Consider the following 13,112-nt stretch of genomic DNA (forward strand, 5'->3'; position numbering starts at 1 on the left):
GTGTATCAAAATATAATAATAAAACTTATTTTTTATACACTCCCTTCATTTTAAAAAACATATTTCTATAGTTTATCTTAATCTTTATATTATTTTATTAAAACTTTATGTAACTTCTTATTTTTTTTAATAAAATTAGCTGTAATAATAATAAAAACTAATAAAAACATAACTGCACTTAATGCACCTATGAAATCGAACTGTTCTAATGCATACTTTCCTAATATTATTTGATAATAAATCCATAAAAATGAAAATACTAAGCCTGGTGTCCAAAACAACAAATTAAAAACTGGATTTTTCTTTCCAATAATCCACTTCATTTTACCATCTTCTCCACAAGTAGCCTTCATACAAACACCTAATAAAGCAATTATTAAAATTTGAAATCCTAACATATTGTAATTAATTATATTTAATAGATATTTTTTATCATTTATAATTAAAAGATTATAATCTTCTGAAGAATATTTAACTTTCACTTCATCTCCAACAAAGTCAACTAAATCTTTATCAATTTTATTTAAATTTGCAGGAACATCAATCTCTTGCCCATCAACCTTTATTCTTACAATTGGAATATATGATTTGGATTTATATTTTCCAGAATTAATCTTTTCATCAAAAGTTATTAACTTTCCTGTTGTTTCTACTCCTTTAAATTCCAGATAACTAATTTTATATAAATCAGATATAATTGAATAAAAAATTACTATAGATACTAAAATTACCACAAACTTTGTAAACCATACTTTTACTTTATTATCGTATTCCATTGTTATCCCCTTAACTACTTTATAAGTTTTTCTAAAATCTCAATTTCCTCCCTATTTATATATCTCCACTTTCCATATTCTATGTCTTCAAGATTTATATTAAGAATTCTAATTCTCTCTAACTTAACTACATTAAATCCAAAAACTTTGCTCATTCTTCTTATTTGTCTATTTAACCCTTGAGTTAATATTATTGAATAAGTATTTTCATTTATTCTTTTAACTTTACAAGGTTTTGTTTCTTGTCCTAATATTTCAACACCCTGCTCCATCTTTTCAATAAAATCATCATAGAATGGTTGATCTAAGGTTACTATATATTCCTTTTCATGGTTATTTTCTGCTGCTAAAACTTCATTTGCTAAATCCCCATCATTAGTTAAAATTATTAATCCTTGCGAATCCTTGTCTAGCCTTCCTATTGGAAAAACATAATCATCTATGCCTAAATAATTTATTATATTATTCTTAACTTCTTCTGCTGCAGTACATACAATTCCTACAGGCTTGTTAAGTGCTATATAAATCTTTTCCCTTGGAACTAATGTTTTTCCATCTAAAAGTATTTCATCACTTAATTCAACCCATTGCCCCTCAATACATGGCTTACCATTAACAATAACTCTTCCCTCTCTAATAATTTTATTAGTTTCTTTTCTAGAGCATATTCCAAAATTGCTAAAAAGCTTATTTATTCTCATTAGTAATTATAAACATTCCTTCCTAAAATCAAATTATTATTTATATTAGCTTTAAATTAATCCAATTAATTATAACAGTATTAATGAATAATTTTCAAAACTAACATACCAGAAAAAATATGTAAAATTGAAAGGAACCAACATAATTTGTCAGTCCCTAAAAAGTCAAGTTAATTAATTGTAAATTAACTATTCAAAGAATTTATAATAAAATCTAACCCCAATAATTATTTTTTCTTTTAACAAAATTAACTATTCCAAATAGGTATACTCCTATTATCAATAAAGATAATATTAAGGTTCCCGAAGTAAAACCTAACCCATTATATTTTAATGTAATAAAGCCATAGTAAAAACTAAGAAATGTCCCTATAACTCCTGGCAATCCTGAAATTAAAAATATTATCTTATTCTTTGTAGGAACATCAAAGGTTAACTCTCTTCCCCTATATGTTTCTACAGACATTTGACTTAGCATAACTATTAATAAAAAAGAACCAACAAATACTAAAGAATTAGATATCTCATATAACCAAAATAATTTATCATCTATTATTACTTTAGATGGAGTATTTTTCAAGTAGCTAACCTTAACATTTAATCCTATTATATCCAATTCTTCACTTAAAGAATTCATTGTTACAGGAACTTGTAAATTTTCCTTTCCATCAAAAAATTCAATTATAGGAACACACTTGTAAGAACTACCTTTTCCGTTTCTGCTACGTCTTTGAATAAAATCATATGCAACTATTTTTGCCTCTGTACTTTCTCCTTTAGCTTTAATATACAATAATTCAATGACTGGACTTAAGGAGTTTAAAACAAAAACAACTCCAAATATAAAAAATATTATCCTACTGTTTTTTCTTTCTAATTTCATAAAATTCCCCTTTTTATATTCAACTATAACTTTAATAATATTACTATTTAAATTATATTACCTATAAATTCCTTAGAATTTCCTAAATAATAATTTCTTCATAAGATAAAATTATACTTTTTTCTTTAGTAAAAATATTTATTTTAACCAAATTTTAAAAATTAGTTTATCTATTTCAAATAGTAGTTTATAATATAATTATAGTATATTTAAAATTTAATAACATACTTTAGGAACGTATGGTTATACTATAAACTTTTCGAATTTTCTGTTAGCCTGTTTTTATATTGTATTTTTAGAGTAAACAACCTTCTTTACTTTAAAAATAATTTGGATGATTTTTATGTATAAATAAGATTTTTAGTCTTATTTATTTAAACTCTCTAACTTGATTTGCCACCAACTAAAGATAATAGTAAGATTAGAAAAAGCTAAGATTTTTAAACATCTTAGCTTTTTTCTTTTATTAAATCCTTACTTAAATAATTTAATAATTTCCTCTTCCGTAAGACCTTTTAATCCATTACCATCCATAGTTTTTCCATCCATTAAGCTTTGAATAAGTTCTCTTTTATCTTCCTGCATTAACACTATTTTTTCTTCAATAGTATCCTTTGCAACTAACTTTATAACTTCAACCTTATTTTCTTGTCCAAATCTATGTGCTCTATCTGTTGCTTGGTCTTCTATAGCTGGATTCCACCAAGGATCAAAATGTATAACAATGCTAGCAGAAGTTAAATTTAGTCCAACTCCTCCAGCCTTTAAAGATATTAAAAACACCTTAATATTACTATCCTCATTGAATTTTTTAACTCTCTCAACTCTCTCCTTAGCAGAAATTCCTCCATCTAAGTACAAATAAGAAATCTCTTCTTTTCTAAATTCTTCTTCTATTTTTTGTAATACTGAAGTAAATTGAGAAAATAATAAAATCTTCTTTCCCGATTCACTAGCACCTTTTACAATTTCTTTTACCACAGTAAGTTTACTACTTCCTCCATTATAATTTGGTATAACTATTGAAGGATCTAGACAAATTTCTCTTAATTTTGTCAAATAAGCAAATAAATTAATTTTATTTCTTTCACTCTTTTCAAAACTTTTATTTTCATTTAATTGAGATTTTATTGCCTTTACATATGAACTATATAACTGTTTTTGTTTTCCTTTCATCTCTACTAAATATTTTTTCTCAAGTTTTTCTGGAAGTTCACCTAAAACATCTTCCTTAAGTCTTCTTAAAATAAAAGGTGTTATTAATGACTTTAATTCACTTAAATTGCTTTCATCTAAAATAAATCTTTCTCTAAATCTCTCTTTAGTAAATAAATATCCAGGCATAACAAAATCAAATATTGACCAAAGTTCCATCAAATTATTTTCTATAGGAGTTCCAGTTAAGGCAATATTGCATCTTGATTTAATATTTTTAACAGATAAAGTTGCTTGTGCTAATGGATTCTTTATGTTCTGAGCCTCATCTATTATACAATAATCAAAACTTAAGTTTTCATAGGCTTTTTCGTCATTCTTTAAAGTTCCATATGTAGTTAATAAAATATCATATTTTTCATAGGACTTTTTTTTAAAATTAGCATCTTCTATCTTAATACCGCGGCTCCTTTTAAAATCATTTAAAACCTTATCTCTCTTAGATTTACTACCATGGACTAATCCAACTCTTATGCTTGGAGCAAACTTTTTAAACTCATCCATCCAGTTATATATAACTGAAGTTGGAACAACTACTATGCTTTTGCTTTTTTTCTGAGATAATAAAAAGGCTATTATTTGAAGGGTTTTACCAAGTCCCATATCATCTGCTAAAACTCCACCAAAACCCAAATCAGTAATTTCATTAATCCATTTAAATCCCTCTTTTTGATAAGGTCTAAGTTCTGCATTTAAAGCCTTTGGAACAAGCTTTCTCTTAAAGTCTTTATTTAGAAGCTTTCTAACTATTTCTTGAAGAACATTTCCACCCTTTATAAAGGAAAGATTTCTATCTTTTAATTTTTCTTGAATATATAAAACCTTACTCTTATCTATATAAACTTCATTAGCTTTTATATTTTCTAATCCTAAATCCTCTAAAAGATTTAAAAAGTTTACTATACCAGTGTCTTCTAAATCTAAATAAACCTTCTTAGTTCTATAAAAAATATCTCCCTTTTTCATAGCCTCTATACTTTCTCTAAGTTCTCCTAATTCAAAATCTCCAAAGTCAAACTTAAGCTTATAAAAATTGTCTAATTCTATAAGTTCTGACGAAATAAGTGACGAATCTAAAACCTTAAACTCAATCAATTCTTCAGATAATAAAACCTCTCCAAAGCCCTTTAGCCTTTTAATTCCCTTAGAGAAAAGTTCATACATTTCATCTTCATTTCCTATAAAACAAAAATCTTCATCTCTCTTTATGAACTTAAATCTTTCAAGTTGAAATTCTATATACTTCTCATTTTTTAGATCTCTTAAAAAATTATTGTCTTTCTCATCTCTTATTAAATCAATTATGTATCCACAATAATCAATTTTTACATTACAATAAATTTCCCCATTATTTTTATATAAAGTAAAGGTTGTTTTCATAAGTTTTTCTTTAAAAACTCTAACATTTTCATCTAGAACTATATTCTTACTTATATTCTTCAGTTCTTCTAATAGTTTTCTTAGATTCTCTAAACTCTTCTTATATATAATTATATTATTTTTAAGAAAAAATTTATGAATTGGAATATAGTATTCTAACTGCCTCTTCCTTGGAAGATATAAATTTCTATCAAAAAACATCACATCTCCTGAGTTATTTAAAATAACAGGAAACTTCTTATGATGACTTAATATAAATCCTTCTTTACCTTCCTTTAAAGTCAATGCCACTGGAACATTTTCCTTTTTCACCTTAACCTCATAATTAATTGAGTTGAAATTAAAATTTATTTTCTTATTTTCATCAATTAATTTTAGAAAATTCTTTAGATTATTTTGTTTAAGTCTTAAATATTTTCCATTAATAATTTCTTTATGACTTGCTACAAATTGAAACACTTTTTTATCTTCTTCTAAAAATTCATCTCTTAATGGATTATAAGTAAATCTATCATTAAATTTCAAAGACTTTTTCAAGCTATTTTTATATAAAAAATCTTTTAAATCAAGTATTAAATTTAAATTTCCTACACCAATTCTAAATTCACAGTTAAATAAATTAATTCCATTTTTCACCATATGCTTAATATTTATATCTAAGGATAAAAATCTTTTTTCTTTCCCTTTATATTCCTCATTTTTATCTTTAACTAATTCAGAACTATTATTACTTTTTAATTTATTATTTTGCATCTTCTTCTTTGCTAATGAATAAAAAACATCATTAGTTGCAGAAATGTGTTTACACACATAATTTTTTATATGCTTACTATTCTCTTTAAATGTTTCACAACTACAATTAATTCCTATAATATCACTATTTTTCATATTTATTTTTATGTGTGTATTATAATACCAGTTTTTATCATCATTTAATACACTTCCATAAATATGATAAATCCCCTCTATACTCTTGCCTTTAACATCTTTAACATATGATTCCTTAATTAACTTTTTACCTTGTTCTCTAGTAAAACTGGAAGTTCGCCTTACTAAACTCTTGATAAAAACATCTAAGTCCAAATACATATCCCTCCTTATTTTCAATTTCTAACATAATTACAAATTCTACTCCACTTAAGTTTTAATTTTTCAGTACTTAGTTTTCTATCTATATCTATTAAAACTACACCTCCTTTAATTTTCTTCAACTTATTGGAATTAAATGTATTTAATTCTTTATATAAGGACATTTTGCTTTATATACTAAGATTTTTTTGTAGGAATACATCCTACGTTTATACATATTCCACCATATATCTTATCTGACTTTCCTATTAAAGCAACTTTTTTATCTAAGTAACTAGAAATGTTTTCTAACCTTCTCCAAATTCTATTGTAATATATTCATATTTATTCTTTTCTCTGCCTCCAAACTATTTATAATAAAATTGCTTTTAAACTTAAAATCATAATTCATTAAGTTAATTTGATTTTATCAACTTATATTGGTTTAAACAATCAGGTAATTTTTAGTCATCATACATTAAATAAATATATAAAAAAATAAGGATAGATAAACTATCCTTATTAAAGAATATCGCCTTTGTCAACACTCTATAAGCTACACATAAATGTTTAGCTTTCCAATATACTTAATATATTTTCTTTTATAATTTGTACAAAAACTAAAGAAATGCATTTTGGTGTCAATATCTCTGACACCAAAATTAAAACTTATTTAGGCTACATTCAAAATATTAAATTATATCTCATTAGAAGTATTATAATCAAGAGCTAAATGCAATCTTTTACTATTAACTCTTATAAGAAACTCTTCCTTGTTAGATAAAACTTGTCCACTATTTTATACTAATATCTTACATACATTGTTTAAAATTTTAATCATCATATAAGACTTTTTCTAAAAATTCTACTAAATATAATTCTCCTTTTTCTTTGGTAAATTCTATTATTCTTTCCTTTTGAGCAGAGTCTAAATTATAATGATTTTTCAAGTGAAGTAAATTTTTGTTAACTGAACTATTATATAAATATTTTAAGTCAATATTTTCTTTATTTATCCTTTTAATCATTAACTCAGTATTTATTTCTTTTATTATTGCCTCTATAACACACTCTAAAGAGCAATAAGGCTCATCTATAATGAAATATCCTCCATCATTTACACTAAAGCCTTTTTCACAATTAAAACAAAAAGCATCTATACTTTCATTTTTCTCTTTAACTTCGTTTATATTAGAATCCAAATCACCATAAATTTCTTTATAATTGAATCTTAAATTTAAATCCATCTCTACTCCTCCTTCAATTTTACCTAAAGATATAATTTAGGCAACTATTATTTATATATGAATATAAATAATTAAATATGTTGAAATTATCCAAAAAGTTAATTTTATTTTTAATATTAAAACAAAAGATTTTTCAAGTTGAATATTAAAATTATTATTATTTTATTAGTGATTATTTTAATTTATTATTATTCTCTTTAATGCATTTAAATTCTTTTCAATATTATAAACTCTATCTACACATTTAATTAAACAATAATTCTTGTAATTATCCTGATGCTTTATTAATTGAATGTTTTCACAGGACTTTCCTATACATTGAGAGTTATAAAAAAGCTCGTCTTTAAAACTTGTTAATTTCTTTTCAATTAAGTTTATACCTTCATTTATGTACTCATAATCTAAATCTTCTTTATTTGAATTACTTAAAACAACTGCATAGTTTATAATTGAAGTGGTAAATTCACTATTTGAAAGCATAAAGTTCTTAATATATTTATCTTCTTTTTTATCACTATGATTTGTATGCATTTGTATTCTACCACTAATTAAATATGAGGAATAAATAATTCTTCTTAACTCCATTTCATCAAATTTTCTTCCTAGTGCTTCTCTTACTTTACTGACCATAACTACATCTAAATCAATCAATTTTTTCACCATATTTATAAGTTCAACATTATTTTTATTAGGCAAAATAAATTTATTAGCAAATAGTACTACTATAGCTGCAATTCCTGTATATACTAATCTTAATATAACTGCTTCCCCATTATTCATAGATATGGTAGTTATAGCTAAAGCATAGCAAGTTACGTATATACTCATTGTTGCATAATCTTTAAAAGCATACATTAAAAATGTTGTAACTAAAATTATAACAAAATGCATGGTTGATCCTTTAAAAACAGAAAATAATAAAAATGCTAGTATAACTCCTAAAATAGTTCCTCTAAACCTAGCATAAACTCTTGCTTTACTATCTTCATAAAACGGAAGAGCTAAAATAAAAATTGTCATTGGTAACCAAGACCCTTTTGGTAATGAAAATATTCTAATTACAAGGAAAGCTAATGTTACTATAATTGACATTCTTATAGCAAATCTAAGTTTAAATTCATTAAGTTTAAAATTATATTTACTATAAACTTGAAAATAGTCCTTATTATTTTTAAAGTTTAAAAACTTCCTTAAGTTAAATCTATGATAATTCAAATGCTCTATAGATTCTGATAAATACCTTAAAACTAAACTTGTATAAAAAGTAAAATTTTTATTATGAAATTTAAATTCTTTTTCAAATTTCTCTAATTTCTCGGCACATAACTTATAATCATTAAAATTATTTTCAAGATATTTAAATAGCTTATAAAATTTTTTAAATTCCTTTTTATTTTCCTCAATTATTTCCTTTGAACTTTTTAAATCGTGTATAAGGTTATTTATATGTTGAAATGAAACTATAACTTGATAATACTTTCTTCTTCCACCCAAGTAGACAAATCTATTAAGCTCCCTACAGATATCAAAAAGCTCTATTTGTTCACTTTTAACTTTATCTATATCATCATAATAAAGATGTTTAAATTGAAAATAAATATTTTCAAATCCACTTTTTATTAGTTGCTGAATTTTATTATCTTCTCCTTTAGGTGATGTAATCATTAGAGCTAAATAAACTATTATGTATGATATAAAAATCCCTAAAATCCTGTTAGGAATTTGATTAAACTTTACTGGAAACATTTGAAGAAAAATGAAAGCCATTAAGTAAGGAAAATAACTATCTGGATTATATTCATCTGTAAGTAAATAAACCAGTATTATTATCCCAAAAAAATTTATTAACATCTCTAAAATGCCACTCATACTTGCAACAGATGCAAATAGACCTATAGCTAAGTGTAAAAATAATGGCTTTAAAATATTACTTTCAATTATTAAGTATGTTCTCATTCTTATAAATGTCAAAGTCATATAAGTTGCAACAATTATATTAATATATCCAAAAAAGCTTAAATTTATCACAAGTAAGACAATTGATAAAATAGTTGGTGGTAATGCCTTTTTAAAAATTTCTTTTATATTGCTTAATTCCAATATTTCCCCTTCTTTCAAACTATTATTTAATTATTTTAAATATCTTTATATTAAATTTCATATATTTAGTTGCATTTTATCCATATTTTATTGATTATTTAATTTATATTTAATAAATAAACTTTAAAGATTAAAATTAAATAAAAAAATAAACAGTTTTAATATTCATACCTAATCTGAATATTAAAACTATTATTTTAAACTTTAATTTTAAACTCTATTTTAAGTAAATGTTAATTTTGCTATTATATTTTATTGTAATATACTTTTACCAAACCCCTCTAGAAGCCTTATTATAGGACATAAACTTTTTCCTAGATCAGTTAAAGAATATTCAACATGTGGAGGTACTTCATTAAATTGAGTTCTTACCAAAAGTTTATTATCTATAAGATCCTTTAAAACTCTTGTTAGCATAAGACTAGATATTCCCTCAACATTCTTCTGTAATTGATTAAACCTTATACTATCATAACTATAAACTTCCCACAAAACTTTTAGTTTCCATTTACCACTTAAAACATTTAAAGCGTGTTCTATATACTTTTCATTAATATTACTTTTATTATGTTTTTTCATATAGCACCGGTCCCAAAATTTATTTTACTGCTTAATAATATCACATAATAATATTTCTTAATAGCCCATTTTATTTCTTATTTTATAAAACATTTAACAAATAATTTCTCGTTCTCTCAAGCTTATATAATTTAAATGCACTATAAATTATATAATATTAGAACTAATAAACTTAACTTTAACACTTAACTTTTTGTAAGTAACTAAACAAATATTGCGTACTTGTCTTAATATTTAATTATTACTATAATTTTAATTAAATATATAATTGTTAGATAGGTAGGTTGATTTATTATGATGAAAGTAGATACTAGCAAATGTATAGGTTGTACTCTTTGCATTCAAGATTGTATAGTTAGTGACATAGAAATAATAGATGGTAAAGCCCATATAAAAAATAAAAGTTGTATAGAATGTGGACACTGTATTGCTATTTGTCCTAAGGAAGCTGTTTCTGATTTAGATTATGATATGAGTAAAATTCAAGAATATAATAAAGAAAGCTTTGATATCGATCCAGATAAGCTCTTAAATTTTATTAAATTCAGAAGAAGTACAAGACTTTTCCAAAACAAAGATGTTGAAGATGAAAAGCTAAAAAAAATAATAGAAGCGGGAAGATTTACTCAAACAGGTAGTAATATGCAAAATGTTTCTTATGTGGTTGTAAAAGATAAAATTCAAGAGCTTAGAAAAATAGTAGTTGAAACATTAAAATCTCTAGGTGAAAACTTATTAAATAAAGCAACTACTCCTGAAAATATAAAAAGATATTGTTATATGTGGATTAAAATGTATAATGATTTCTTAGAAGATCCAAATGGTGAAGATAAACTATTCTTTAAAGCTCCTGTGCTTATAATTATTAAATCAGAATCTACTGTAAATGCTTCTCTTGCCGCATCTAATATGGAGCTTATGACTAATGCTTTAGGACTTGGAACATATTTTAGTGGATTTTTACAAAGAGCATCTGAAGTAAATCCTAAAATAAATGAATTCTTAGGTCTAAAAGAGAATGAATCATTAGTAAACTGTATGGTTATTGGTTATCCTAAAGTTAAATATAAAAGAACTGTACCAAGAAAAGAAGCTAACATAGCTTGGATGTAATTATACAATAAAGGATCTATATTAAAATTTTATTTAAAAATTCAATATTTTTTAAGATAAATTAAAAGAGACTTTATGATTTAAATATAATCATAAAATCTCTTTTATATTTTAATAAAATTTATATATTATAACCTAATATATAATCGTAATAAAATACTATTAAAAATTCCAATATTAAATTAAGATAGTTTCATTTCTCCATCTATAAAAATAACTTGTGATTGTTGAACCCTATTAATTCTCTTTATTGATATTTTATTTCTTTCAAGTTCCTTTATTATAGGATATTTCCTTGCTAAAACATTAAATGCATCTATTTCATCTAATGCTAGTACAATGGCAGATTTAAAAGGAATTATTTTGCTATCATTAAAGTTTAAAACTATATTAAATAACTCTTTAGGAGTTGAAATTATCCTTTTATGCTCTGAAAGCAATCTACTTACTCCTGAAAAATCATTCGCTTGTATAAGCTCATTCAACTTAATTTTTTGTTCATCTGAAAGAGTAACAACATAGTCTAACATATTTTCGCCTTGTTTAATTGGTGTAGGTATTGGATTTAAAAGTTCTCCTTGGTCATCCACTTCATTATTTTCTTTATTTTTTTCAGACTCTTCTAATTCAGCTTCTAAATCAAAACCATATGCTACAGCGTCATTTTTATCAAAAGTAACATTTTCTACATTCCCTTCTTCATTTACAGCAACTTCTACAGCACTCTTTTCTTCTTCATTTTTATTAAAAAAATTCATCTTGAATTCCTCCTAATTCTAATTTTTATCCATCAAGTAAAATAAAACTTTAACTTATTATATCATTTTTTTTATTATTTTTTCTCTAAAAAATAATAAAAAAAGCAAGTAAAATCACTTGCTTTTTTATATTGAAATTTTTCTCAATTTATATATACCTAAATTTATTTTATATATGTTTGATTTATTTTTCTTTAAAAAACCAATAAGAATTTAATTCAGAAATTTGAGTTATAGCACCTTTAGGAAGCAGCTTTATCGTATTATAAACATTCATAAAATCTCCAACGCCTATTACTAAACTTATAAATCAAAATGCAAATAAATTTCCTGAGATAAACTCTATATCAATTAGTATAAAATTCCATATTATAAGGTGTAAAAAACTCAAATATCACATTTTAGAAAACGTTCAAAAATATGAATCTTTTCTTTGTTCTAGCTGTATTAGACGTAACTAAAGCTAATCTTTACTTAATAGAATAGCACATTTCAACATCTGCATTTTTTTGAGAAATATTCATGTAGTAATATACTAAATAATATTAAAATAATTCCTAAAATGTTTATAAAATCTCTTACTCCCAAAAATCTAATTATTTTTATACTAAGAAAAATAACTATAAGCAAAAATATTACAACTGGTATTAAAAATCTTCTAGTTTGTTTAGCTAATCCCTCAGCTGATTCTGGCTCTTGAAAGTAAATCACGCCAATTAAAATTTATTAAAGTTAATCCTCGGATTAATATCTAATCATAGAAAATCATATATATAAATATATAATTTAAAACTCATACTTATTAAGGGTTCTCATTTTAAAATCTCCTTCTATTTTAAGAGAACCCTACTTTTTAATTGATTTATTTTATTTAATATATCTAAATTTATAATTTGAAAGGAGGATTAATGCTAAAGTTTATATTTAATTGTAAACTTTACATATTTAATTGTGAATATTAAAATCTATGAAATTGAAAGCTTTAAGGATTTAAACTTATTTTGGAATATGTTCTATGATTGTATAAACTATATTTTTGAAATAAGTCATCCCTGTAAAAAAACATTTTAATACTATGAACTCTTTTGGAAAAACAATAGTTTTGCTGACACTAATATTTTTTTCTAAGATGGAAAGACCTTATTAATAAAAAACTAAACTCCTAATAAATACTTTATAAATTTTTAAATTATTTCATCTAAATTGTATAGGAATCTAAAACTATGTCTATAATTTTTAATGAAGATATAAAAATTATATATTTTAAATTTTAAAATCAAATAATTTATATT

The 13,112-nt window shown here is 23.7% G+C and carries 9 protein-coding genes; 1 reads left to right on the plus strand and 8 read right to left on the minus strand.

Going from position 1 to position 13,112, the window contains the following annotated elements:
* Positions 1-89: 89 nt before the first annotated feature.
* From Q1J60_RS06535 to Q1J60_RS06565, 7 genes are all read right to left on the minus strand, one after another.
* Positions 90-776 carry a hypothetical protein gene (locus tag Q1J60_RS06535; RefSeq protein ID WP_300259771.1) on the minus strand — a complete coding sequence of 229 codons (687 nt, stop codon included), beginning with the start codon at positions 774-776 and terminating at the stop codon, positions 90-92.
* A gap of 14 nt (positions 777-790) precedes the next feature.
* Positions 791-1,477 (minus strand): pseudouridine synthase, encoded by a 687-nt coding sequence (locus tag Q1J60_RS06540; protein ID WP_300259773.1) that lies wholly within the window; start codon positions 1,475-1,477, stop codon positions 791-793.
* A 214-nt stretch (positions 1,478-1,691) separates the two neighbouring features.
* Positions 1,692-2,360 carry a DUF3592 domain-containing protein gene (locus Q1J60_RS06545; protein WP_300259775.1) on the minus strand — a complete coding sequence of 223 codons (669 nt, stop codon included), beginning with the start codon at positions 2,358-2,360 and terminating at the stop codon, positions 1,692-1,694.
* A gap of 474 nt (positions 2,361-2,834) precedes the next feature.
* Positions 2,835-6,038 (minus strand): DEAD/DEAH box helicase, encoded by a 3,204-nt coding sequence (locus tag Q1J60_RS06550; RefSeq protein ID WP_423249119.1) that lies wholly within the window; start codon positions 6,036-6,038, stop codon positions 2,835-2,837.
* Between the two features lie 818 nt (positions 6,039-6,856).
* Positions 6,857-7,270: a hypothetical protein gene (locus Q1J60_RS06555; RefSeq protein ID WP_300259779.1), complete on the minus strand. Its 414-nt coding sequence runs from the start codon at positions 7,268-7,270 to the stop codon at positions 6,857-6,859.
* A gap of 177 nt (positions 7,271-7,447) precedes the next feature.
* Positions 7,448-9,370 carry an FUSC family protein gene (locus tag Q1J60_RS06560; protein ID WP_300259780.1) on the minus strand — a complete coding sequence of 641 codons (1,923 nt, stop codon included), beginning with the start codon at positions 9,368-9,370 and terminating at the stop codon, positions 7,448-7,450.
* 252 nt (positions 9,371-9,622) lie between these two features.
* Positions 9,623-9,949, minus strand: a complete 327-nt coding sequence (locus tag Q1J60_RS06565; protein ID WP_300259782.1) for a winged helix-turn-helix transcriptional regulator — start codon at positions 9,947-9,949, stop codon at positions 9,623-9,625.
* Positions 9,950-10,243: 294 nt separating this feature from the next.
* On the opposite strand from Q1J60_RS06565, the gene Q1J60_RS06570 reads away from it, so the two are divergent.
* Positions 10,244-11,062, plus strand: coding sequence for a nitroreductase family protein (locus tag Q1J60_RS06570; RefSeq protein ID WP_300259784.1), 819 nt, complete (start codon positions 10,244-10,246; stop codon positions 11,060-11,062).
* Positions 11,063-11,244: 182 nt separating this feature from the next.
* Here Q1J60_RS06570 and Q1J60_RS06575 read toward each other — a convergent pair whose 3' ends face one another.
* On the minus strand, positions 11,245-11,820 hold the full coding sequence (locus Q1J60_RS06575; protein ID WP_300259786.1) for a hypothetical protein: 576 nt from the start codon (positions 11,818-11,820) through the stop codon (positions 11,245-11,247).
* Positions 11,821-13,112 lie beyond the last annotated feature (1,292 nt).

It is taken from the genome of Clostridium sp. (assembly GCF_029258205.1).
In the GTDB taxonomy this organism is placed as follows: Bacteria; Bacillota; Clostridia; order Clostridiales; family Clostridiaceae; genus Sarcina.

Excerpts from the sequence above, each read along its gene's own strand:
- Q1J60_RS06565 (WP_300259782.1), bottom strand. The coding sequence starts at position 9,949 with ATGAAAAAACATAATAAAAGTAATATTAATGAAAAGTATATAGAACAC.
- Q1J60_RS06575 (WP_300259786.1), bottom strand. The coding sequence starts at position 11,820 with ATGAATTTTTTTAATAAAAATGAAGAAGAAAAGAGTGCTGTAGAAGTT.
- Q1J60_RS06535 (WP_300259771.1), bottom strand. The coding sequence starts at position 776 with ATGGAATACGATAATAAAGTAAAAGTATGGTTTACAAAGTTTGTGGTA.
- Q1J60_RS06545 (WP_300259775.1), bottom strand. The coding sequence starts at position 2,360 with ATGAAATTAGAAAGAAAAAACAGTAGGATAATATTTTTTATATTTGGA.
- Q1J60_RS06555 (WP_300259779.1), bottom strand. The coding sequence starts at position 7,270 with ATGGATTTAAATTTAAGATTCAATTATAAAGAAATTTATGGTGATTTG.
- Q1J60_RS06540 (WP_300259773.1), bottom strand. The coding sequence starts at position 1,477 with ATGAGAATAAATAAGCTTTTTAGCAATTTTGGAATATGCTCTAGAAAA.
- Q1J60_RS06570 (WP_300259784.1), top strand. The coding sequence starts at position 10,244 with ATGATGAAAGTAGATACTAGCAAATGTATAGGTTGTACTCTTTGCATT.